The organism is Pseudarthrobacter sp. NPDC092424 (genome assembly GCF_044754925.1).
Lineage (GTDB): Bacteria > Actinomycetota > Actinomycetes > Actinomycetales > Micrococcaceae > Arthrobacter.
Genome location: NZ_JBIVQC010000001.1, coordinates 147,605 through 170,434, shown reverse-complemented (window position 1 = coordinate 170,434; position 22,830 = coordinate 147,605). Strand labels below are relative to the sequence as shown.

The window sequence follows — 22,830 nt, the reverse complement described above, 5'->3', positions numbered from 1 at the left end:
GCGACTTTGTCATCAGCACGCTGCTTGTTAACGTAGCCCAAACCTTTGCCGCGTTCACCAGGAGCGCTCCCAATGCGGGCAAAGGAATCCCTACCGTAACCATTCGGCGCCGGCACCCGGGCCGGATGGGTCGGGACGGGAATAGAGTGTTGAGATGACCAACCTGGAAGTCTCGCCCCAACAGGAAGTCTGTCCTGCTGCCGCTGCGGGGGGAACCGCAGGCCCGTGCCTGGAACTGTGGCCCGAACGCGAGGTGCCGTTGGGCGGAGTTCGCGCCATGAACGTCCGCCGCACGCTCCCGCAGCGCGGCCTGCCCACCGTCGGGGCGTGGTGTTTCCTGGACAGTTTCGGCCCGGACCGGACCGCGATGTCAGTCCTTCCGCACCCGCACATCGGCCTGCAGACGGTCACCTGGCCTCTGGCGGGCGACATCCGGCACCGTGACAGCGTGGGCAGCGATGTGGTGGTGCGGCCGGGCGAACTGAACATCATGACCGCGGGGCTTGGCGTGTCGCATTCGGAATTTGCCGTCCTTCCAGGGGGTGGCGAACTGCCGGTGCAGCGAGGGCTCCAGCTGTGGGTGGCCCTGCCGGACAGTGAGCGGCGCCGCCCGCCTGCCTTTGAGCAGCACCGTGAACTGCCCCGCGCCGCCGGGGACGGTTTTACCGCCACGGTCATGGTGGGCACCTTCGCCGGGGCCGCTTCCCCGGCCACCATGTACACGCCCATCGTGGGCGCCGATATTGCCTGCGGCGGTCCGGCTGTGCTGCCGCTGGACCCGGCCTTTGAGCACGGCATCCTGGTGCTCGACGGCGGCCTGGCGGTGGATGGGCACGATCTCGGCCCGGGGCCGCTGGGTTACCTGGGGACCGGCCGCAGCGAACTGGCCGTCACCGCGGAGCCCGGCACTCGTTTCCTCCTGATCGGGGGCGAACCGTTCCGGGAGGAGCTGCTGATGTGGTGGAACTTCGTGGGGCGGACCCACGACGAGGTTGCCGCCGCACGCGCCGATTGGGAGGCGCAGGCGGAACTGCCGGACACGGCCGCCGCCGGGGCGCGCTACGGGCTGGTACCCGGGCATGGCCCCGACGCCGGAGCGGAGGCCGGGCGCATCCCGGCTCCGCCGCTGCCGACAGTACGGCTCACTCCGCGCAAACGTGCCGCCGGAGGCTAAGCCGGGATCCAGGTCGTCGTAAAGCGTCCCGGTGCCCTTGAAGGTGGCCTAGGTGTCCTCCGCCAGCAGCTGAAGGACGCCGAAAACCGGTTCCCGGTCCAGGATCCGGACATCCGTAACGCCGCCATCCGCCAGGTGGCCGCGGAAGGAGTCCTGCAGCGCGGACACATGCATGCCCAGCCCGCCGCCCAGGATCACCGGGCCATTGATGCCCAACTGCCCCAGCACCTCCAGCGCCAGTGCGGCGAGGTCGGCCCCCGCCTGGTCCAGCAGGGCGCGGCTTTCCTGGTGGCCGGCAGTGGCTGCCTCCACCACCAGCCGGGCCTGTTGCGCCCAGAAGCGGCGCCCCGTCTCCGGCGAGTGGAACAACGCGATGAGCCTGTTGGGGTGGTCAACGCCGCAGGCCTGCAACAGGGAAACGGTCAGCCGGTCCGGCTGCAGGCCCTGGTTCATCCGGCGCAGGCTGTGCCGCACCGCTTCCCGTCCCAGCCAGTAGCCGCTGCCTTCATCCCCCAGGAGGTAACCCCAACCGCCCGAACGGGCCTCGCCGCCGTCGCGGTTCCTGCCCCAGGCGGCCGAGCCGGTCCCCGCGATCACCGCCACCCCCGTGTCCGCGCCGCCGGCGGCGAGCAGGAGGCGCGAATCATGCACCACCGTCACCCTGGCGCCTGGAACGTGCGGCTGGATCAGCGCGGCCAGGGCAGCCGCATCCTCCACGGTGTCTATGCCGCCCGAGCCGGCATAGACCCGGACCACCGAAGCTCCGCCGATCCTGGCGAAGAGGTCTGCAAGGTTGGCCGCCGCGGTTTCCCGGGAGACGTTCTGGACGTTCGAGCTGCCGGCGGAGTGGTCCGCCACCGCTTTGCCGTCCTCGAAGCGGACCCCGTGCGTCTTGGTGCCGCCGATGTCCAGGCCGACCACCGTCCCGCGAAGGGCATTGGCCATGGATGCTGGGGCTGCTGGGTTTTCGGCGTTGTTCACGTCACAAGATTACTGAAGGTTCCGGCGGACCACGCACGGAAAACCCGGGCAGGGCCGCCGGTGGCGCTAGGCTTGCCGGGTGCCCCATGATGACCGCCCGCCCGGCGACGATGATCCGCTGAACGGGGAGGATGCACCCCACTGGGAGGGGCACTCCAAGGGTTCGCGGGCCTATGGCAGGATCCTGGCGGGACTGTCCTTTGCGGGAGTGGCCACGTTCGCGCAGCTCTATTCCACCCAGGCGGTACTGCCCATCCTCGCCGCGGACCTCCGCATCACGGCCGCCGAAGCCGCGCTCACCATCTCCCTGGCCACTGTTGGCCTGGCCGTCACGGTGATCCCCTGGTCCTTCCTGGCGGACAGGATCGGCCGCATCCCGGCCATGACCTGGGGCATCTCGGTGGCCACGTTCCTGGGACTCGTGGTGCCACTGTCCAACAGCTTCGGCATGCTGCTGTCGCTGCGCCTCCTCGAGGGCATGGCGTTGGGCGGCATCCCGGCCATCGCCATCGCCTACCTGAACGAGGAAGTCACCAAGGCACACGCCGCGCTCGCCGCCGGCAGCTACGTTGCCGGTACCACGTTGGGCGGCCTCGCCGGCCGGCTCGTGGCAGGACCCGTGGGCGAACTCTGGGGCTGGCGCGCCGCGGCCCTGGCGGTGTCCGTGCTGGCGACGCTGGCCGCCGTCGCTTTCCTGGTGCTGGTCCCCCGGGCACGGGGCTTCGTCTCTATCCACGGCCCAGGCCTGCGCGGTGCCCTGCGGACGCTGGGCGGGCACTTGGCCAACATCCGGCTGCTGGCCCTCTACGTCCAGGCCTTCCTGATGATGGGCGGATTCGTCGCCGTCTACAACTACCTTGGGTTCCGGTTGTCCGGCGCGCCGTTTAGCATGCCGGCCACCCTGATCAGCCTCATATTCCTGGCGTACCTGTCCGGGACCGTGTCCTCGCGCTGGGCCGCCGGCATGACCCTGCGCTTCGGCCGGCGCGGCGTCCTGCTGGCCGGCCTGGCGCTGGCGACGGCGGGGCTCGCCTTGACGCTGACCAACCAACTGGCAGTCATCCTCGCCGGCCTGGTCCTTTTTACGGGCGGCTTCTTCGCAGCGCACAGCATCGGGGCCGGCTGGACCGGAGCGATTGCGGCGACAGGCCGCGCCCAGGCCGCCTCGCTGTACAACCTCGCCTACTACCTGGGGTCGAGCATCATCGGCTGGGCGGGCGGCCTGGCCTTCCAGGCGGCGGGCTGGAACGCCCTCGCCGCGGCGGTCATGGTCCTGGCGGTCACGACGGCGGTGCTGGTCGCCGTCGTCCATCCTCCCCGGGGCGAGCACGGCCCCGCCGACGCCCGCCGGGGCCGCTGACGCGCCCCAGGGAATGCCCGTGGGCGAGGAGGACGAATTTACCGGCCAGTAGCCCGTCCGGGTCAGCGCGAAATTCGGCGTGACGCGCCCGCGGCGTTCCTCCGGCGCGGAATCTGCCGTTTAGGATGAACAGCAGTAAAACTTCAAGGAGCCGCAGTGAGCACGAACGCCAGGAACACCAGGCCCGGGGCACCCCACGAACCGCTGGACGCGATCGACGAACGCCTGCTCGCAGCGCTGGTGGCGGACGCCCGCATCTCCAACAAGCAGCTCGCTGAACTGGTGGGCATCGCCCCCTCCACTGCCCTCATGCGCACCCGTGCATTGTCCGAGCGCGGCATCGTCCAGGGCTACGAGGCCAAGCTGAACCTTTCGGCGATCGGACGTTCCGTGCAGGCGCTGGTGGCGGTGCGGCTGCGGGCGCACGACCGGGACCAGATCGACCGGTTTACCTCCCGGGTCCCCCACCTTCCGGCGGTCCTGTCGACCTTCCACACGTCGGGCTCCGTGGATTACCTGCTGCACATTGCTGTGGGCAGCACCGAGGACCTCCGCGACTGGGTCCTGGACAACCTGGCGACGGATCCCGTGGTCGGCCACACCGAGACCACGCTGGTGTTCGAGCACATCCAGGGCAACCACGGCCCCATTCCCGGTTAGGTCGGGCACCGTATCGGACGCCTCCGTCAGGCCCGCCCGTCAGGGTTGCCGGCCAGACCGGCGCAGCGGTCCGTCAGGCAGCGGTGCGCCCGCGCACCGCCTGCACGAGTGTCAGAGCTGCCAGCCCCAGGGCAACGGCCCCGCACGTCCCCGCGAAGCCCGCTACAGCTGCGCCCAGGCCGAAAGCCCCAGCGGCCCAGCCGAGGCCCAGCACGGGCGCGGCGCTGCCCAGGTACGTAATTACGTAGACGGTGCTGATGATCTGTGCGTGCCGGGCGGGCTCCACCTGAGCCGCCACATTGTTGAAAACCGTCCGGAAGGCCAGGCCCTGGCCGGCGCCGGCCGTGATGCTGGCGGCCACCAGCAGTGTGGGACTGTGCCACTGGCCCGCGAAGCCCAGCAGCGCCACGGACACACCGAGCACCGCCAGGCCCGCCGGGACCACATAACGGCCGCGCACGCTGAGCAGCTGGCTCAGGGCCGACGCCGCCAGGGTGAGCCCAGCGAGCAGGCCGATTGCTGGCCGGGAATCGGTGCCGAGGACCTGGGCGAAGTAACCCGGCGCCAGCGACAATGCGAAGCCGAACACCGCAAAGCTGAGAAAGCCGACGGCGGAGGCGAGCCAGAATGCGCCTCGCGCCTCCCGGGACACCGACGGACGCCGCGGGGCCAGTGCCTGCAGCGGGCGCGGACCGGTGGGCAGCTGGATGGCTGGACGTGCCCGCAGCAGGTAGAGCGGCACCAGCAGCGCGGCCAGGACCACGGAATGGACGTAGTAGGGCGTTGACGTGGCATCCGGGAGGAGCGAAAGCATGCCGCCGATGACCGGGCCAGCGGCCACGCCCCCGGCGGAAGCAAGCAGTGTGAAGCGGGAGGCCCACTCCGGACGCTGCGGCAGCAGTTCGCGCAGTGCCGCCGCGCTGGCGCCGGTAGCCAGGCCCACGGCAGCACCCTGGAGTGCGCGGCCGGCGCTGAGCGCAGCCAGGCTTTGGGCCTCAGCAAAGATCCACCCACCGGCCAGGCCTCCCAGCACTGCAAGGATCAGGGCGGCCCTGCGGCCGATATGGTCCGACCAGTGCCCGGCCAGCATGAGGGTTGCCACGAGGGCCAGCACGTAGGTGGCGAACGCAGCGGTGACTCCCAGGCTGGAAAGGCCAAGCTCTTCCTGCAGGAGCGGATAAAGCGGCGTGGCGAGGTTGGCACCGACCAGGAGCACGAAAATGACCGCCCCCGCCATGACCAGGCGGGAGGTGGTGGAGGCATCCCAGCCCGCGGTGGTTGCCGAGGCGGGGCGCATGCGCAGTTCGCTGAAGACGGTCAATGTGGTGCCTTTGCTGAATCCGCGCAGCAGCAGTCCTTGTGGGGTGCGTGCGCGGGTGTACCTGTGATGGCTCCAGAATGCGGCACTCCTGCCTTATTGAGCGCTTATTCGTGGGATAATTGAGCAAAATATTCAAATCTATGCCCGCGCAATGCAGGAGAGTGACCATTTGAACACCCTGGACCCAACGGACCTGAAGATCCTCCTGGCCCTGGTCCGCGACCCCCGGGTGCAGATCGCGGAACTCAGCGAATCCCTGGGCATCGCACGAAACACGGCGCAGACCCGTGTCCGCAGGCTGCTGCGTGCCGGCGTGCTACGCCCCGGCGGCCGGGAGGTGGACCTCGAAGCTGTGGGCTATGACGTGCTGGCCTTCGTCACCATTGAAGTGTCCCACCGTGAATTGGACGGCGTAGTGGCCGCGCTCAGGCTGATCCCCCAGGTCCTCGAAGTGCACGAAATCTCCGGCCGGGGCGATGTCTGGTGCCGGGTCGCGGCCCGGGATACCCACAACCTCCAGGCTTCGCTGCGCCAGGTGCTGCGGATCAAGGGCGTCATCCGCACCGAAACCGTCCTGGCCCTGCACACGCACATCCCCTACCGCACCGATCCCCTGATCAGCGGCCTGGCCAGGTAACCGGCGGGGTAACGGGGCGGCGTGCACGGCGCAGACTAGGATTTCCTGCATGGATTGGCTCACTTACGCTTCACAGATCAATTGGCTGGCGGTGCTCCTGGCCTTTATCTCCACGCTCGCGGTGGGATTCATCTGGTACATGCCACCGGTGTTGGGCAACCGCTGGATGGCAGCGATCGGCAAGACCGAGGAAGACCTCAAGAACATCAGCGGAGGCCCCTGGCTCTGGCTGCCCATGATGCTGGCATCCGCCGTCACCGCCGTCCTCCTGGCTGTCCTGATGGCCGCCCTGGGCCTGGACAACGCCCTCGAAGGCGCCGTCTTCGGCCTCACCGCGGGCCTCGTGTTCCGTGCCGGCGGCCATGTCATCCACAACGGGTTCGCCGGGCGGCCGGCGGCAGTGACGCTGATCGATTCCGGACACGACCTCGTGGCCATGGCACTGGCAGGCGCAATCATCGGGGCGCTGTCCTGATGCGCCGGGTCCGGAGCCACGCGTGACCATCATTGACAACGCCGTCTATGTGGACGGAGTGCGGCATGCCGAACCCAAGAGCCTCGAGCAGACTTTCGAGACCCTCGCCGACCACGGCGGAATGGCCTGGATTGGCCTGTACCGGCCCACGGCCGATGAGATGGCGGCCGTGGCCGCGGAGTTCGGGCTTCACGACCTGGCGGTAGAGGACGCAGTCTCGGCGCACCAGCGGCCAAAGCTGGAGCGCTACGGGGACAGCCTTTTCACTGTCCTCCGCCCTGCCAGGTACCTGGACGAGACAGAGACGGTGGAATTCGGCGAACTCCACGTCTTCACGGGAAGCAACTTCGTGGTGACGGTACGCCACGCCGAAATGGCCGGAGTAGCCGGGGTGCGCCGCCGGCTGGAGTCCCGGCCGGACCTGCTGCGCCACGGCCCGGAAGCCGTGCTGTACGCGCTGCTGGACCGGGTGGTGGACGACTATGCCCCTGTGGTGGCCGGACTGGAAAACGACATCGACGAAATCGAGGACCAGCTCTTCAGCGGCGATACTGCCGTCTCACGGCGCATCTACGAACTGGCACGCGAGGTGATCCAGTTCCAGCGGGCCATCCACCCCCTGCCTGGCATGATGCAGCAGCTCAAGCGCGGGTTCGAAAAGTACGGGGTGGATTCGGAGCTCCAGCACAGTCTCCGCGATGTGGAGGACCATGTGGCCCGGGTGATTTCCCGCGCCGATTCCTTCCGCGAACTGCTGCAGAATGCCTTGACCTTGGACGGAACCCTGACGGCCAACCGGCAGAACGAGGCCAGCGCCCGGCAGAACGAGCAGGTCAAGAAGATCTCCTCCTGGGCCGCAATTTTCTTCGCCCCGTCGTTCGTCGCGGGCGTGTACGGCATGAACTTCGATCACATGCCCGAGCTCCACTGGCCCTGGGGTTATCCCATGTCCCTGGGGCTGATGCTGGCCACGGCAGTTGCGATGTACGGCATCTTCAAGAGAAAAGGCTGGCTGTAGGAGTGGCGCTCCGGGCACTCAGCCGGGGACGGATCATCGTGCCCGGCACCCCGCGCCAGCTGGGAACCTGCGGCCTGTTCCCGCCGTCGTCCGCCCAGCGCCGGCCTGTGGCGGCGGGCGGACGCATCTTCGATGCAAAGGCCTGCGTGCCCGGCTTCCTGTGGATCGGTTTCGGTGAACTGTGCGCCGCGGATGTCCCGGCCGGCGTGTTCACCGTGCTGGCAGCAGGGCACAGCTTGTGGGTGGTTGACGACGTCCCGCCGCCGGGCACTGGCACGGCCGGCCGAGCCCCGGCCGCGGCGTGGCAGCGTTTCGCGGACCTGCTGGAGGAACTGGCGGCCATGGATGCCGCACTGTTCCTCGCGGTGCGCGAAGTACCCGAATGGTCCGAAGCAGCCGGGTCCGCGACCGATCCGGAGGTGAGGGAGGCGCTGCTGCGAATTGGCGGCATGCTTTCCGGGCTTCCGCGGACGGAATCGCACGAACGCCTCGCCGTGGAAGGAATCTCCGGGTCCTAGCTGTGCTCACCAGGACGTTGGTTCCACCTGCTGATGGGTGGTTTGACAGCCACCGTCCGGGATCCGCCCGAGCTTCGCCCCCTGACGTGGGCAGTCTCTGTGGCTGGTCCGGTCCGACCACACGCTCTTCCACTGGCTCTTGACCTGAAGCTCTGGCGGGAGCACCATTCACGCACGAGCGCCTTTCCACCCGACGCCCCTCACCCACTACGGAAGGCATTCGCATGACACTCCTACGTTTCCTGGCACCAGCTGCCGCTGCCGTCATGGTGCTGGCTTCGGCGGCCCCGGGCGCCGCGGCCGCACCTGAACAATTCGGCCCGTTCGAGGAGTCATACTCCTTTACGGTTGACTGCGGACCCTTCGATGTGGCCATCAGCGGGACAGCGTCCACGCGCTACACGCGCTTCACCGACAGCGAGGGAAATGTCACCCGGGTCCAACAATTCGTATCGGCGCCGGCAGACACCTGGGTGAACCTGACATCGCAGGAGTCCATCGTCGTCAGGGGCAACTTCCTGCAAACGTGGGATGCATCGAACGGACAACTTGCCATCGTGGGCTTCCGCTATCTGGTAAATGAACCGGGCGATGGCGTGACAGTCCAGGAGGTCGGCAGGATCATTTACGCCGACCGGACCGAGCTGGAAGTGATAAGCATGACCGGCCAACACGAGGTCTACAGCGAAGAGCTGATTGGCCCCGCCTTCTGCGGAGAACTGGAGTAGACGGGTCCGGCGATAGCGGCCCCGTGGACTGAACCCCCTGCTGCGGCCCTATTCCGCCGCCACAGGGCAGATGCCCGGCGGGTTGGCGTTCACACATATGTTCTTCGTCCAAGTGTTCAACGTCCCCTCGTCGCGCGCGTCCAGCCGTCCATTGTCGAGCATGGTGTTTGATTCAAACGTGTTGTTCGATCCGCGCACCGAGATGCCGTCGCCTTCGTTCAGGTCCGTACCCTTGTTGTTGTTTGCAATGTTTCCCGTCACGATGTTGGCGTTGTTGTTGGCCGCCATGAACAGACCAACATCGTTCCAGCTGAGGTCGTTGCCGAGGATCCGGGTTTCCCTTGCGCGTGCAGCGGGGGTCATTGACAGGCCCGCTGTGGTCATCGTGAGAGCGTTGCCTTCGACGAGCACGCCGCTGGCGGTGTCAGCGGGGGCCACGGTCCGAGGTGCAAGGAACGCGACGTTGGCCCCGGTGAGATGGCTGATGCTATTGCCGAGAATGCTCAAGCCCTGATTCCTGCCGTATACCTCGACGCCCCTTGAAGTTATCACCGGTTGCCCGGGGACTTGTTCCGGGAATCTCACCGCCGGGTCCAACCCTGGATCCTGGTTCACTCTGTTGCCACCGATGAAGGTGCCGTCGGGTTGCTTCACTCCCCCGATGGTGACGTTGTTCGTGTTCTCCACACCAACGAAGAACCGATCCCGCCTCGAGTCATTGTCCCTGATCGTGACGCTTTCAGCGCCAGCGTAGCTCCAGCCAATCTCGTATACCTTGTCGTCCTGGCCATAGGACTTGTTGCCGGTGATGCTCACGTCCCTCATCACGTAGCGCTGGTTCGCGACACCGAAGTAGTTGTTCCGAAGGCAGTTGTTGGCGAAGACGGATGCGCGGCCATCCGTCGTACCCAGCTCGGTTGTGTAGATGCCGGTGGAGCCGAGCTCAACGCCGAGATAATTGTTCCGTATCAGGTTGTCGTGGATGTTGAAGCCGGAGTGGAGGTTGTCCGTCTCAATGGCCGCCTCATGCAAGGCCAGTGTTGAGGGCGACAATGGGAAAGGCCTTGCGGGGTTGTCAACTACCGTCGCCTGACTGTTGTTTTGTTCCTGCACCACGAGGCCGGACAGCTCGATGCTGTTGGCCTGCAGGCTCAGGATTGAATCGGCAACCTCCTCCGGGGCACCCGGAGGCGAGAGGATCGCAAAGCGTGCCGGGTCCAGCAGTCCGGTGAACTGCGCTTCGTCGGGCAGGAAGCAGTCCAGCCCCTTCACCGCCTCAACCGGCCCCTGGATGGTGATCTTTTTGGTGATGGTCACGCGCTCTGCATAGCTGCCCGGGCAGACCTTCACAGTATCGCCGTTCTTTGCTGCCGTAACCGCCGCGCCGATTGTCCTGTAGGCCTCTGGACCGCATTGTCCGCCGTCGTCGTCCACGACCAAGGTGACGGGTTCGGCGGCCGCGGCCGCAGGTGCGACGCTTATTGCCCCGAGGGCCGCACAGCAAAGCAATGCACTTCTTTTCATGGTGGGTTCCCCTGCTTTTCGTTGAGCTTCACTTCACCCTGGCCCCCATAGACGGGGCGGGGTCTGGCCACATCAACCGGAACCCGAACCACTGCGAGCCTGTTCCAGGGAGTGGCGAAGAGGCGGACGAGCAAGATGCGCGGCGCCGGCATCCCAAGGCTTGATCCAAATGTAGGAAGAATTTTATGACTCATAAAGGCCACCGGCCAGAGTAAATCCCTACAGGGAGGCAACACATAGCTGACTCTCACAAGCGCTCTGACTTCCACCCACGGAAGCAGGGCAGGGCGGTAGTCCGCTCCGCTCACACTCAAAGTTTGTTGACGCCGTGTGGCTGGAGAGTCAGCCGATCCCTCCCGGCTGAGCTTCCTTCGTCTAGGACGCCTCCGCCGAGGCCAGGCCGGGCATGAACGTGTACGCACACGAGTATCACAACGCCTGACAAAGGCTTACAAATTGTGGAGCTAAGGAGATTCGAACTCCTGACCTCTTCGATGCGAACGAAGCGCTCTACCAACTGAGCTATAGCCCCCGGCCGGTTGAACCGGTGACCTTAGGCTACAAATTTTCGCGGCCTAATGCCAACCGCCACGTCCGGTGTCAGGCGCGGCGGCGCTGCAGGACGTCGTCGAGGTTGCTCAGCGCGCTCTGCGCCTTGGTGAGCTGGCGGGGCTCGACGGCTCCGGACGGCTGGGCGGGAGCGGCCCCCTGCTTGAGGGACGGTTTACCGACCGCCTTCGGGGCTTCCGGCAGAGCCAGCGGTTCAGGCTCCGGACGCTCCGCTTTGGCGGCTTCCACATAGACGGGCTTGGGGACCTCAACAGGCTCCCACGGGGTGCCTGCGGGAACCGCAGGCTGGACCGGCGTGACGGTGTCGCCGGCGGCCAGGGCAACAGCCAGGGCGGCCTCCCGGAGTTCGACGGCGGTCAGCGGCTTGACATCGTTCTGGCCGGCTTCGGCGTCGAACAAGGGGCGTTCCGGCTTTTCCGCCGGAGCAGGCGCGGCGGCCGGCTTGGGCGGCACATGCGCGGAGGCGCGGGCGCTGCCGGCAGTCGCCGCCATAGCGTTTCGGAATGCGGTGTCTACCCGGCGCCGGCGGTCCCTGACTGCCAGGCGCCGCAGGATGAGAACGGACAGGATTGTCACGGCCAGGCAGGCCATGGTGAGCACGAAACTACCCAGTCCGAAGGCCAGCAGCACACCGGAGATTACGGCCGTGGCCAGGGAAAGCAGCCCGGCCAGGGCCAACGCCGTGCGGCCGTACCGGATGCGCAGTCGCCCGGCAGGGGCGGCGGCATCCTTGGCGGTTCCTGCGCTCGTCCTGGGGTCCATGGCTTTCTCCTGATGGGCTGCAATGTTCAACACGAGGCCTGCGGGACGGTCCGGGGTTCGGTCGGCCAGGGCATCCGCCGGCATGTCGCCGGCCGGCTGCAGCCGCTGCCGGTGGTTCCGAAGGACATATGGCGCGACCCACACAATCCAGAGCGCAACAGCAACCACAAGGATCACTGAGCTGCTAAGGGGAAAGTCCACACTCAAAACCGTATGAGTATCTGGGCGGCTGCACTCGCATTCGCGCCGGTGTGTCGTCCCTCTGCCACCAAATCATTGGATTTATGACGGACCGGCGGCGAGCCAGCGATTCAGCAGCCCTTCCGGCACCTCCTCGGCCGTGAGCGCGAAGGACCGGTGGTCCGCCCACTCGCCATTGATGTGCAGGAAGCGGGGCCGGTAGCCCTCATCCCGAAACCCCAGCTTTTCCACTACCCGCAGGCTGGGTCCGTTTTCCGGCCGGATGTTGATCTCCATCCGGTGCAGCCCCAGCGTCCGGAAGCAATGGTCCGTGGTGAGCGCCACCGCGGTGGGTGCGATCCCCTTGCCGGCACGCGCCTGGTCCACCCAGTAGCCCAGCGTGGCCATCATGGCCGAACCCCATACGATCGACGACACGGTCAACTGACCCACGATGGCGGGATGCCTGCGGCCGGGCACTCGCTCTGTGATCACAAAAGGGAGTGCCGTGGCCTGGGCCGCCTGCGCATTGAGGGACCGGACCATCTGGCGGTAATTCGGCAGGCCGCCGGCCGGGTCAGGGTTGGACGCCTCCCACGGGGCTAGCCATTGGCCATTGCGGGACCGGACCTCGGTCCATTCCTTTTTGTCCCGGTACCGGATGGGCCGCAGCACGAGGTCGCCGCATTCCAGTGTGACCGGCCAGATGGGGCTTAGCCGCACGGCGCTACTTCGACAGGCCGGCGGTGAAGCCGGGCAGCCATTCGCGCAGTCCCGGACCCAGGTCCTCGCTGTCGATGGCCAGCTGTACGCAGGCCTTGAGGTAGCTCAGCTTGTCTCCGGTGTCGTAGCGGCGGCCCCGGAAAACCACCCCATAAACTCCACAGCCGTCACCGTCGCCGGCGGCCAGTTCCTGCAGGGCGTCCGTCAGCTGGATCTCGCCGCCGCGCCCGGGACCGGTCCTTTCCAGGACGTTAAACACTTCCGGATGCAGGACGTAACGGCCGATCACTGCCAGGTTGGACGGAGCTTCCTCCGGCGAGGGCTTCTCCACGAGCCGGTTGACCCGGACGTACCCTTCGCCGTCGATCGCCTCGACGTCTGCGCACCCGTAGGCGCTGATCTGTGAAGGCTCCACCTCGATAAGGGCCACCACGGAGCCGCCAGTCCTGGCCTGGACGTCGATCATCGTGCCCAGGAGCTCGTCCCTGGCGTCGATGAGGTCATCACCGAGCAGGACGGCAAACGGCTCTTCACCCACGTGCTGGCGGGCGCGAAGGACAGCATGTCCCAAGCCATTGGGATCGCCCTGGCGGACGTAGTGGATGTCGCCGAGCTTGGTGGCGGCCTGGACGGCCTCGAGTTTCCGGGTGTCGCCCTTGTCCGACAAGGTCGACTCCAGGGACGGGACACGGTCGAAGTGGTCCTCCAGCGCCCGCTTGCTGCGTCCGGTGATCATCAGCACGTCCTGGAGACCCACGCTGACAGCTTCCTCCACGACATACTGGATGGCAGGCTTGTCCACCACAGGGAGCATCTCCTTGGGCATCGCCTTGGTGGCCGGCAGGAACCGGGTACCCAGTCCTGCAGCAGGAATGACGGCTTTGCGGACTCTCGGGCTACTGGTACTCACCGGACTAATCTAACGTCAGCGTCAAGCATTCAGTAACAGTGGATGCCCGGCGCATTCAAGGCGATCACGGAAGGCAGTAACGTGCACCAGGATTCAACATCAGCCAAGGACGCCATCCGGACGGCCCACCGGCGGCACAGGGCAGCCCTCACACCGCAGGAACGGGAAGCGGCCGCCGCGGCGCTGGCCCGAAACGGCCTGGCCTGGACGCGGTCCGTCACCGGCGACACGCCCGGCACCGTCTGCGTCTATCTCAGCGTGGGGTTCGAGCCACCAACGCTCCGGCTCATCGAAGCCCTGCACGGGGCAGGGCACAGCGTCCTGCTGCCCGTATGCGAACCGGGCCGGGAACTCGCCTGGGTGTATTGGGGCCCCGGTACCGAATACGAGCGGAGCCGCTTCGCTCCCATCCTGGAGCCTGTGGGCGAACGGCACGGGCCGGAAACCGCCGGCGGGGCCGCTGCCCTGTTCATTCCGGCCACCGCCGTGGACGTCGAGGGCAACAGGATCGGCCAGGGCGGGGGCTATTACGACAAGTTTCTGGGCCACCTGGCCACGGCCGGCAAGGAAATCCCGCTGGCGGCCGTGATCTACGACGAGGAACTGCTGCCCGCCGGGATCATACCGGCCGAGGCCTTCGACCGACCCGTGCCCGCCGTGCTCACCCCCGGCGGTTTCCGGGATCTCCCGGCGGCCTGACCCGTCGCGCAGCCGTTCTCCGGCAGATGATAGAATTGGCACTCAGGCCCTGCGACTGCTAATGCGGCGACCCGATAAACGGTTCCGCGGACCGGCAGCACGGGACCTCTCGTTTGTCCAAGAGGAGGAGCACCAGTGCCAACGTATGCATATGCCTGCAAGGATTGCGGCCATGCCTTCGACATTGTCCAGTCGTTCTCTGACAGCACTTTGACGTCCTGCCCTGAATGCGAGGGAACCCTGCGCAAGAAGTTCAACAGCGTGGGTGTGGTATTCAAGGGCTCCGGTTTCTACCGCACCGATTCCCGCGACGCCAAGGGCAGCACCGTTTCAGCCGCGCCGTCCGCACCGGCGGCGACCCCTTCGGCTGCCCCCGCAGCACCTGCTCCGGCGGCTGCTGTCAGCTGATCAGCCGGCGCGCTCCCGTCGACGGGCGCCCCCAGGCTTTTCCACATACGAAAACCGGTCCTGAGTTTTCCGCCGGCGCAGCTCCTACCGTGGGCTTATGCCTGCTTTCTTCCTTCGCAGCCGGACCAGCCCGCAACCGTCCGGCACCAGCCCGGGTAACCCCGCCGCACTCCGCCATGGATCCCGCAGGAGGCTTCCCGCACGGCTCACCGGCTGGGTTAACCGGAACCGGAGGCTCGCAGTGGCGCTGCTTCTATGCGCGGCAGCCGCCAGCGCCGTCCATCAACTGACGCCCGCGCCGCTGGACACGGCGGCCGCCGTCGCTGCCACGAGGGATCTGCCTGCCGGGGCCACCATGGGTGATGCCGACCTCGCGAACGTCCGGGTGCCTCCCGGGACGGTGGCCGAGGGCTTCTTCCGGCAGCGGGACCAGGCCATGGGCCGGCAGCTCGCGGGCCCCTTGCGGAAGGGACAGCTCCTCACCGACGCCCAGTTGGTCGGTCCGGGGCTCCTGGCCGGCACGCCGGTGGGCTCCGCCGCAGTTCCCCTGCGGATGGCAGATCCCTCCTCCGTCCGTCTGGTCTCCCCTGGCCAACTGGTGAATGTGGTGCTCACCGGTGCCGGCGGGTTTGAGGAAACGCGTCCGCCGGAAGTCCTGGCCAAGGGCGTGCCGGTCCTGTGGACGTCTGCCCAGGGTGGGGAGGGCGGCCAATGGCTGGGCACATCCGAGACGGAGGGACTGCTGGTGGTGGCTGCGGGGGCAGAGCAGGCCGCCCGCCTGGCGGGCGCCTCCACCCGCGGCAAGCTGTTCTTCGTCCTCGTTGGCCAGTAACCCGTGCTAGCCCCAGTGCGGCGGTCGCTGCTCCTTGAGCCACGCGTCGTGGTCCTCGTCGCGGTCCCCCCAAGCCCGCGGATCGTCCTCGGCGGCCTTGTCCGGAAGTACCCTGCCCTGGCCCGGCTGTGCGGCAGCCGAACCCCTGGACCCGGAATCCCCTGTGGCGGAGTTCCTGGTCACACCGTCCCTGGCAGCGGCATCCTTTGCAGCCGCATCGTTGGCAACAGCATCCTTTGCCATGCCGTCCTTCTTCGCTTCCGGGCTCACGCTGCCCGCCTCCTCTTCAAATGATGCACGGGGATCTGATTCCGCCGACCGGGCGGCGATGGCATCACGCAGGTCAATGCCATTCAAGGCCTGGTCCACGTCGTCGTCAAGGAACGCGGCGGCAGGCGCCGTCCTGCCGGGGAGGGCAACCCTTTCGAGCCCCAGATAGCCCGCGATCCGGTCTGCGCAGGACGATGGATCGGTGAACACCTCAATGGTCCACAGCGGCATGTACCGCCAGCCCAGGCGCTCCAGCAGCTGCGGCCGCAGCCGGCTCCGCTCGCGTACGCTCATGGTCCGGTACTGCTCCGTGCCGTCGGACTCGATGGCAACCGGCCTGGGAAGTTCCGCTTCATCCTGCCCCATGGTGCTCAGCGGGTCCGCCGCTGCAACGACGTCGATCGCGCCGTCGTACTGGTGCCATACCCGGGCGCCGCGGGCCCGGAGCCGGTCACCCAGGTCGGCTACTAGCGGGTCGGCGCCCAGCGCCTGTTCACTGGCGGCGGCGCGCGAGGCCGGGGTGCCCAGGTCGGTGTTGCCGGCGATCTCACGGTCCAGGAGCGTGTAGAGGTCCATGGCACCGTGCGTCAGCCGGGTGTGGTCCAGATCCTCCGGCCGGAAGCACGTCAGGACGTGCATGGAGCGGCGAGCGCGCGTCATGGCCAGTGCGAACTTTTCGCGGCCGCCCTCGGCGGACAGCGGACCGAAGCTGTGCAGCGCCCGGCCATGTGGCGTCCGGCCGAAACCGGGCGAGAAGATGACGTGGTCGCGCACCAGGCCCTGCGCACGTTCCAGGTCCACCACCCGGAAGGATTCAGGGCCGGCACCAAAGAAAGCCGACAGCCCGGGATGGTTGGGCAGCTGGAGGCGGATGGCTTCGCCGATCCGCGCCGCATGCCGCAGGCTGGCGGTGACTACGGCAAGGGAGGTCCGGGGGCGGGTCCGGGCGTGCTCGAAGACCAGGTGGACTACGCGGTTAACCTCCGCCGCCACGGACTCAACGCCCTCGTCGTTGGCGCTGGGCAGCCCTGTTCCGTCCGCGAGGTACTCGACCAGCAGGGAGCGGTCCAGCCCCGTGGCGGTCTGCCCTTCGGGCAGGAGGCGGAGGCCGCCGTCGTAGAAATTCTTGCTGAGCTGCAGGACCAGGTCCTCGTCCACCGCGCGGTACACGAAGTTCAGCCGCCACACGGGCAGCACCTCGGAGAGGGCGGTAAACGCGCTTTGCACCCGGTGGTGGGCAGCTTCACCGGGTGCGAGCCGCTCGACGCCGACGGTGAAGGTCCGGGGGCTGGCGATGCGGGCGTCCCCGAAGGCAACGACCTGGCGGGCGCGGGCGATCGAGGGCAGCACCGCCTGCAGGGAGGTTGCCTCGGCGTCGAGGATGACCACGGCGTCGAACCGCTGTTCGGCCGGGAGCAGGCCTGTCATCAGGTAGGGACTGACGGACCAGACCGGCACCAGGCTGGAGATCAGCTCGGGTGCCTGCGCCGTAAGGGCGGGCAGGGACACCCTGCCGTCCTTCAGCAGGCTTCGGAGCAGGGCGGCCTGGCGCGGGTGGGCCGCGATGGCGCTCCGCCAGCGCTCGGCGAGGTCCCAGCGCAGCCGCGCGGAGCCGCTGGCGATGTGGGCGTTGTCCGCGAGGCGGTACTCCGCTTCGAGCTGGCGGAGCGCCTCGCCGTCGGACATGGCAAGATAGTCGTCGCCGCTGATCATGGCTTCGAGCGCGGACTGCCACCAGGCCAGGTCCAGCTCGGCCGCGACGGATTCGGCCGGCACTTCGCGTTCGGCCAGGTCTGCCAGCAGCTCGCCCAGGCCGTGCTCGCGCATGTGCTCCACCAGCAGGGTCCGCTCGGGCAGGGTCTTGAGCGTCCCGGCGTCGGCGGAAAGCCGCCGCAGCCGGTCCATGAGTTCCGGATAAGGTACGGAGGCAAGTGCTGCGCCGGCGGCAGTGTGCCGCAGCGCCTCCCCCAACTGCTCAAGCTCACGGTCCAATGCCCGGTAGATGGTGTTCATCTCAGCGAGGCCGGACGGAACCGCCGGATGGCGCTGCGTGGTGGCATAGCCGTCCCACAGTCCGCGCTGCTCCTGGACCAGGACCAGGGAGCTGTGCAGGTCTGCGATGTGGACGCCGGGCCGGACATATTCCTTTGCCACACGGCGCAGACGGGAGCGTTGCATGGCGGTCAGCTCTATCCCGCGCTCACGGCGCCAGGCGGCGGGCGCCGTGGCCGAAATCAGGTCCGTGACGGGGCGGTCGAAGATGTCCGGGGTGAACTTGTCCAGGCTCTCACGGACGGCAAGCAGCAGCTCCAGCTGCTCACCCCACTCGGCAAATGAATTGCCCAGGCGGATCTCAGCGTGCTCCGCAACGGACTCCATGCGTTCCCGCAGGGCCGGCAGGCTCTTTTCGAGGGACCGGACCAGGTCCAGTGCCTCTTCGGTCTCCTTGCGCGTGAGCAGCCGGGCTCCGTGCCAGGGGCTGGTGGTGGAGGCTTTGCTGAAACTGCCCAGCTCGGCAGCCCGGCGGAGCCGGCCGGCCAGCTCTTCCCGATCACGGATGCTGTCCAGCACGCTCCGTTTGAGCCGCACCGTAGTGGCGGGTGCGGGGTGGATGGAGGTGAGTTCCGCCAGCGATTGCATCGCCTGGTAGGGCGAGCAGCCCCAGCGCTGCCGGACGTTGTGCAGGGAGGCCACGTGGTCCATCAGGGCGTGGCGGTGTTCCGTCAGCGTCTTGTGGAGGTTCTCCAGCTGGGGTTCAAGGGATTTTTCGTTCCGTACGATGGCCCTGACGAGCTGCGCCTTGAGTTGCTGCGGGGTCACGTTGCCGGAGAGCTGGAAAAGGATGGATTCCAGGCCCAGGGTGTCCAGCTGTCCGGACACTTCATTGAGGCTGGCGCGGCGGTCCCCCACCACCAGAACGGTCTTCCCCTCATCCACGAGGGCTCCGATGGTGTTGATGGCAGTCTGGGTCTGGCCGGTCCCCGGCGGCGTGCTGACCACCAGCGAATCCCCGGCACGTACGGCGTCAACCACGTACTGCTGGTCCCGGTCGGCGTCCAGCAGCAGGAGTTCGTCCCGGGGGTGCCGCTGGTCCAGTGGGGGGAAACGGGAAGGATCCGGTTCCTGGACGTCCACAACCTCGCCGCCGGCAGCGGTGGCCAGCGCCGAGACGATGGGGTTGGAATCGTTGATCCAGGGGTCGTCCAGGTTACCGGAGAGGTCCGCGAACGTGGACACCAGGAGGTTGTGCTGGGCTTCGGCGCCGTGGATGGGCCTGATAAGCGCGGCAAGCCGGTCCAGGACGGGCTGGGGGTCAAAGCGTGCCGTGCTGTAGGCCAGGCGGGTAACGGCGTTGACGTCGAACACAATCCCGTGGATGGTCTTCAGGTGCCGCACCAGGGCCGGATTGATGTGGGCCTGCTCGGTCAGTTGCAGTTCGAAGTCGTCCTCCCCCGGCCGGACGGTCAGGGTGACGGCCGTAAGCATGACCGGTGCGGAGATTCGTTGGGGCTTGCCGCCCACGGCGGAGGTCCACACGACCGTTCCGGCGGAGAGGTAACCGGCATCGATTCCGCGGTCGTTGGACAGCTCAAAGATCTTCGAGCGGATGTTCCGGGACGCGCGGGCTGCCACCAGGTACTGGTCCCGGTCGCGGATCAGCGTGGACAGGCGGGTCCGGCGCCCGGCCATGAGCTGGGCGAGCCCCGAGGGATGCGCGTGGGTCAGGTCAATGGACCCTTCGGGCGTCTTCGTGAAACGCAGCATGGTGTCCGCCCCGGTTACGGGTTTAAGCCCGGACAGCCATTTTCGCAGCTCTTCCGAGCCTTCCGGGTGGCCTTGACCAACTGACACTACTGCCTTCTTTTCTGCGTTTGCACCTGACGCCCTGGACCATACCGGCATAGATTCGAGCGTAGCCGCTATGACGCCGGACTGAGAGACCGCAACACTGCGGCAGGCTAAATTGCCGAGGATTTCACTGGGAAACAGCAGTGGCCGGCCTCCGTCAGCGGAGGCCGGCCACTCAGCGTGCTATTCCCACTCGATGGTGCCCGGTGGCTTGCTGGTCACGTCCAGCACCACGCGGTTGACGCCCTCCACCTCGTTGGTGATCCGGCTGGAGATGCGGGCCAGCAGCTCGTACGGGAGGCGGGACCAGTCAGCCGTCATCGCGTCCTCGGAGGACACCGGGCGGAGCACGATGGGGTGGCCGTAGGTGCGCCCGTCGCCCATGACACCCACGCTGCGGACGTCTGCCAGCAGGACCACCGGCATCTGCCAGACGTCGTGGTCCAGGCCGGAAGCGGTCAGTTCGGCGCGCGCAATGGCGTCTGCCTTGCGGAGCAGGTCCAGGCGTTCCTTGTTGACCTCGCCAACGATTCGGATGCCCAGCCCCGGGCCGGGGAACGGCTGGCGGCCCACGATTTCCTGTGGCAGTCCGAGCTGCGCGCCCACGGCGCGGACCTCATCCTTGAAGAGGGCACGCAGCGGCTCAACGAGCTCGAACTGGAGGTCCTCCGGGAGGCCGCCCACGTTGTGGTGGCTCTTGATGTTGGCCGCACCTTCGCCGCCGCCGGACTCGACGACGTCCGGGTACAGGGTGCCCTGGACCAGGAACTTAATCTTTTCGCCGTGCGCAGCGGCCTCGGAGATGATCGCCAGTTCAGCCTCTTCGAAGGCGCGGATGAATTCCCGGCCGATGATCTTGCGCTTGGTCTCGGGGTCGCTCACGCCGGCCAGCGCGGACAGGAAGCGTTCCTGTTCGTTGGCGACGTACAGCTTGACGCCGGTGGCGGCCACGAAGTCGCGCTCCACCTGCTCCGCTTCGCCTTCACGCAGCAGCCCGTGGTCAACGAAGACGCAGGTGAGCTGGTCGCCGACGGCGCGCTGCACCAGGGCTGCAGCCACCGCGGAGTCCACGCCGCCGGAAAGGCCGCAGATGACCCGGGCGTCCCCTACCTGCCGGCGGATGCGTTCCACCTGCTCCTCAAGGATGTTGCCGGTAGTCCAGTTGGGCTCCAGCTTGGCACCCTTGAACAGGAAGTTTTCGAGCACCTGCTGGCCGTAAGCGGAGTGCTTGACCTCGGGGTGCCACTGCACGCCGTACAGGCACTTTTCCTCGTTGGCGAATGCGGCCACTTCGGCACCAGCCGTTGTGGCCAGGACTTCGAAGCCTTCGGGGGCCTCATGGACCGAGTCGCCGTGGCTCATCCAGGTGTTCTGGTGCTGGGGCATACCCTCCAGCACGGAACGGCTCTCGCCCAGGATGGTGGTCTGGGTGGACCCGTATTCCCGCAGTCCGGTCTTGTCCACCTTGCCGCCGAGCGCGTTGGCCATCGCCTGGAACCCGTAGCAGATGCCAAAGACCGGGATGCCGGCCTCGAAGAGGTCCGCACCCACGGAGGGGGCGCCGTCGGCATAGACGCTGGAAGGTCCGCCGGAGAGGATAATTGCGGCAGGATTCTTGGCCAGGAGCTGCTCGGTGGTGTAGGTATGCGGAACCACTTCCGAATACACATTCGCTTCCCGGACGCGGCGGGCAATCAGCTGCGCGTACTGGGCACCGTAGTCAACAACCAGCACCGGCTTCTGGGAAGTCTGGGATGCAGTGGGAGTAGTCACCGTACTAGGGTACTGGCCGCCGTGACGCCCGCGCACCTCGAGGGGCCCGGCTGTGACGCAGGGAACGCCCGGTCAGTACCGCCGGGGCGCCTGCGGATTGGCCGCCAGTTCCGCCTCAACTTCGGCGTGGAACTTCTTTTCGACGATAAAGGACAGGAACGGCACCACGCCGCCAAGTGCCAGCAGGATCAGTTTGAGGAACGGCCAGCGCATCAGTGCCCACAGCCGGAAATTGGACATCAGGTACACCACGTACATCCAGCCATGCACGATGAGCACCGCGACGGACAGGTTGACCCCGCCAACCACTCCCTTGGGCTCGGCGTCCGCGAAACCGAAGCCGAACGGTTCGCCGGTCACCGCGTTGGTTCCGCCGGCGAAGAGGTACTGGCCGAATCCGTAGCGGGCCACCAGTTCTGCGCACAGGAGCAGCAGCATGCCGCCGGTGAGGTAAGCCAATACCTTGTAGAACCCCAGCGCCGAGCGAATTTGCGCTTCAGTGCCGCCGAAGCGCTTCTTGCGGCCGGTCGCGGTGGCTGCGTCCTGGGCGGGGGTGGCCGGTTTGGGATCGATCATTGCTCTACCTTTTGCTGTGGTTGGTCAGGGGTGGCCGGCGGCCCTGCGTCCGCTTCGTCCAGGGCATTCTCGAGGTCCCGCTGGTGGTCGTCCTTGACCAGGCGCCACCAAATAAAAAGGGCGAAGCCGGCGAACACCACCCATTCGAGCGAGTAAAACAGGTTGAGCCAGTTGATCTTCTGCGCCGGCGGCTGGGGACCGACCTCCAACGGAAGCATCGGGCCCTTGACGGCGGCGGGGCTGACGTCCGCGCCCCCGGCCACTTCGGCCGTGGCGGCGATGAAGCCCGGGTAGCTGCTGACTTCCCAATAGTTGATCAGCTCAGCCACGGATACCGCCGTCGCCTCGCCATGCCGCGGGGCTACTCCGGCCACCGGTGCCTCGGACGGCAGCAGCCGTCCGGTCAGTTCAATAACGCCCGACGGCGGTGCTGCCGCGTCACCGGGCCCGGCCACCCATCCGCGGGCCACCGGGATCCAGGTGCCGGTAGAGGCGGCCGTGCCGCTGAGCCGGGGAGCGCCGTCGACCACAAAAGCGGAAACCACCCAGAACCCGGTTTTCCCGTCCTTGAGGCGGTCCGGGACCAGGACCTGACGGTTGGGGTCGTACATTCCGCGGGCGCTGACCATTTGGTCCGCCTGGCTGCCCGGAAAGAACTCACCAGGCCTGATGGTGTCAGTAAGCGGCCGGGCCTGCTCGGTTGCGGGGTTGCCCGTTGCCTCGGGCTGCGTGGAGCGGCCGAACTGCCATTGGCTGAGCAGCACAAACACCCCGGAGATGGCGATGGCGAAGACGAAGCCCGCGATCCATCGGGGTTTAAGAGCTGTTTTCCACACCCCTTAACCGTACTTCGTTCTCCTGTAGAACAACTAAACGGGCGGG

The 22,830-nt window shown here is 67.1% G+C and carries 21 protein-coding genes and 1 tRNA gene; 11 read left to right on the top strand and 11 right to left on the bottom strand.

The genetic code is table 11. The features are described 5' to 3' along the window. Positions 1 to 154: 154 nt before the first annotated feature. The gene (locus tag ACIQCN_RS00865) at positions 155 to 1,174 is read left to right on the top strand and encodes a pirin family protein (protein ID WP_400603117.1); all 1,020 of its coding nucleotides are present in this window, start codon (positions 155 to 157) and stop codon (positions 1,172 to 1,174) included. A gap of 48 nt (positions 1,175 to 1,222) precedes the next feature. Here ACIQCN_RS00865 and ACIQCN_RS00860 read toward each other — a convergent pair whose 3' ends face one another. Further along, on the bottom strand, positions 1,223 to 2,155 hold the full coding sequence (locus ACIQCN_RS00860) for an N-acetylglucosamine kinase (protein ID WP_400608932.1): 933 nt from the start codon (positions 2,153 to 2,155) through the stop codon (positions 1,223 to 1,225). Between the two features lie 118 nt (positions 2,156 to 2,273). On the opposite strand from ACIQCN_RS00860, the gene ACIQCN_RS00855 reads away from it, so the two are divergent. Next, entirely contained in the window at positions 2,274 to 3,515 is a 1,242-nt protein-coding gene (locus tag ACIQCN_RS00855) for an MFS transporter (RefSeq protein WP_400604233.1), read from the top strand. Between the two features lie 156 nt (positions 3,516 to 3,671). Then, positions 3,672 to 4,175, top strand: coding sequence for an Lrp/AsnC family transcriptional regulator (locus ACIQCN_RS00850; protein WP_400603115.1), 504 nt, complete (start codon positions 3,672 to 3,674; stop codon positions 4,173 to 4,175). Positions 4,176 to 4,248: 73 nt separating this feature from the next. On the opposite strand, the gene ACIQCN_RS00845 is transcribed toward ACIQCN_RS00850, so the two are convergent. Next, positions 4,249 to 5,496 (bottom strand): MFS transporter, encoded by a 1,248-nt coding sequence (locus ACIQCN_RS00845; RefSeq protein WP_400608930.1) that lies wholly within the window; start codon positions 5,494 to 5,496, stop codon positions 4,249 to 4,251. A gap of 151 nt (positions 5,497 to 5,647) precedes the next feature. On the opposite strand from ACIQCN_RS00845, the gene ACIQCN_RS00840 reads away from it, so the two are divergent. The 5 genes from ACIQCN_RS00840 (at position 5,648) to ACIQCN_RS00820 (ending at position 8,872) form a co-directional block, all read left to right on the top strand. Next, positions 5,648 to 6,133, top strand: coding sequence for an Lrp/AsnC family transcriptional regulator (locus ACIQCN_RS00840; protein ID WP_400603113.1), 486 nt, complete (start codon positions 5,648 to 5,650; stop codon positions 6,131 to 6,133). Between the two features lie 49 nt (positions 6,134 to 6,182). After that, positions 6,183 to 6,608, top strand: a complete 426-nt coding sequence (locus ACIQCN_RS00835; RefSeq protein ID WP_400603112.1) for a DUF1761 domain-containing protein — start codon at positions 6,183 to 6,185, stop codon at positions 6,606 to 6,608. 22 nt (positions 6,609 to 6,630) lie between these two features. Then, a complete protein-coding gene (gene corA / locus ACIQCN_RS00830; RefSeq protein ID WP_400603111.1) occupies positions 6,631 to 7,626 on the top strand; it encodes a magnesium/cobalt transporter CorA in 996 nt (331 codons plus the stop codon). A 2-nt stretch (positions 7,627 to 7,628) separates the two neighbouring features. Next, entirely contained in the window at positions 7,629 to 8,144 is a 516-nt protein-coding gene (locus tag ACIQCN_RS00825) for a hypothetical protein (RefSeq protein ID WP_400608928.1), read from the top strand. Between the two features lie 224 nt (positions 8,145 to 8,368). Continuing rightward, on the top strand, positions 8,369 to 8,872 hold the full coding sequence (locus tag ACIQCN_RS00820) for a hypothetical protein (RefSeq protein ID WP_400603109.1): 504 nt from the start codon (positions 8,369 to 8,371) through the stop codon (positions 8,870 to 8,872). Between the two features lie 48 nt (positions 8,873 to 8,920). Here ACIQCN_RS00820 and ACIQCN_RS00815 read toward each other — a convergent pair whose 3' ends face one another. The 5 genes from ACIQCN_RS00815 to galU form a co-directional block, all read right to left on the bottom strand. Then, positions 8,921 to 10,396 carry a hypothetical protein gene (locus ACIQCN_RS00815; RefSeq protein ID WP_400608926.1) on the bottom strand — a complete coding sequence of 492 codons (1,476 nt, stop codon included), beginning with the start codon at positions 10,394 to 10,396 and terminating at the stop codon, positions 8,921 to 8,923. Between the two features lie 459 nt (positions 10,397 to 10,855). Continuing rightward, positions 10,856 to 10,928, bottom strand: a tRNA-Ala gene (locus tag ACIQCN_RS00810). Positions 10,929 to 10,996: 68 nt separating this feature from the next. Next, the gene (locus ACIQCN_RS00805; protein WP_400609323.1) at positions 10,997 to 11,905 is read right to left on the bottom strand and encodes a hypothetical protein; all 909 of its coding nucleotides are present in this window, start codon (positions 11,903 to 11,905) and stop codon (positions 10,997 to 10,999) included. Between the two features lie 105 nt (positions 11,906 to 12,010). Continuing rightward, a complete protein-coding gene (locus ACIQCN_RS00800) occupies positions 12,011 to 12,631 on the bottom strand; it encodes a GNAT family N-acetyltransferase (RefSeq protein ID WP_400608924.1) in 621 nt (206 codons plus the stop codon). Between the two features lie 4 nt (positions 12,632 to 12,635). Further along, the gene (galU, locus tag ACIQCN_RS00795; RefSeq protein ID WP_400603106.1) at positions 12,636 to 13,541 is read right to left on the bottom strand and encodes a UTP--glucose-1-phosphate uridylyltransferase GalU; all 906 of its coding nucleotides are present in this window, start codon (positions 13,539 to 13,541) and stop codon (positions 12,636 to 12,638) included. 42 nt (positions 13,542 to 13,583) lie between these two features. Here galU and ACIQCN_RS00790 point away from each other — a divergent pair, with 42 nt between their 5' ends. The 3 genes from ACIQCN_RS00790 to ACIQCN_RS00780 all read left to right on the top strand — a co-directional run bounded on the left by ACIQCN_RS00790 (position 13,584) and on the right by ACIQCN_RS00780 (position 15,480). Then, positions 13,584 to 14,240 carry a 5-formyltetrahydrofolate cyclo-ligase gene (locus ACIQCN_RS00790; RefSeq protein ID WP_400603105.1) on the top strand — a complete coding sequence of 219 codons (657 nt, stop codon included), beginning with the start codon at positions 13,584 to 13,586 and terminating at the stop codon, positions 14,238 to 14,240. A gap of 135 nt (positions 14,241 to 14,375) precedes the next feature. Beyond that, positions 14,376 to 14,648 carry an FmdB family zinc ribbon protein gene (locus tag ACIQCN_RS00785; protein ID WP_400608922.1) on the top strand — a complete coding sequence of 91 codons (273 nt, stop codon included), beginning with the start codon at positions 14,376 to 14,378 and terminating at the stop codon, positions 14,646 to 14,648. Between the two features lie 97 nt (positions 14,649 to 14,745). Beyond that, on the top strand, positions 14,746 to 15,480 hold the full coding sequence (locus ACIQCN_RS00780; RefSeq protein ID WP_400608920.1) for an RcpC/CpaB family pilus assembly protein: 735 nt from the start codon (positions 14,746 to 14,748) through the stop codon (positions 15,478 to 15,480). A 6-nt stretch (positions 15,481 to 15,486) separates the two neighbouring features. Here the strand turns inward: ACIQCN_RS00780 and ACIQCN_RS00775 are convergent, their stop codons facing one another. The 4 genes from ACIQCN_RS00775 to ACIQCN_RS00760 form a co-directional block, all read right to left on the bottom strand. Beyond that, positions 15,487 to 19,653 carry a DUF4011 domain-containing protein gene (locus ACIQCN_RS00775; protein ID WP_400608918.1) on the bottom strand — a complete coding sequence of 1,389 codons (4,167 nt, stop codon included), beginning with the start codon at positions 19,651 to 19,653 and terminating at the stop codon, positions 15,487 to 15,489. A gap of 129 nt (positions 19,654 to 19,782) precedes the next feature. Continuing rightward, on the bottom strand, positions 19,783 to 21,372 hold the full coding sequence (gene guaA / locus ACIQCN_RS00770) for a glutamine-hydrolyzing GMP synthase (RefSeq protein ID WP_400603101.1): 1,590 nt from the start codon (positions 21,370 to 21,372) through the stop codon (positions 19,783 to 19,785). A 72-nt stretch (positions 21,373 to 21,444) separates the two neighbouring features. Continuing rightward, positions 21,445 to 21,948, bottom strand: a complete 504-nt coding sequence (locus ACIQCN_RS00765; protein ID WP_400603100.1) for a DUF3817 domain-containing protein — start codon at positions 21,946 to 21,948, stop codon at positions 21,445 to 21,447. Then, complete coding sequence (locus ACIQCN_RS00760; protein ID WP_400608916.1) at positions 21,945 to 22,784, bottom strand: SURF1 family protein; 840 nt, start codon at positions 22,782 to 22,784, stop codon at positions 21,945 to 21,947. Before ACIQCN_RS00760 ends, ACIQCN_RS00765 begins: the two co-directional genes overlap by 4 nt. Positions 22,785 to 22,830: the final 46 nt, after the last annotated feature.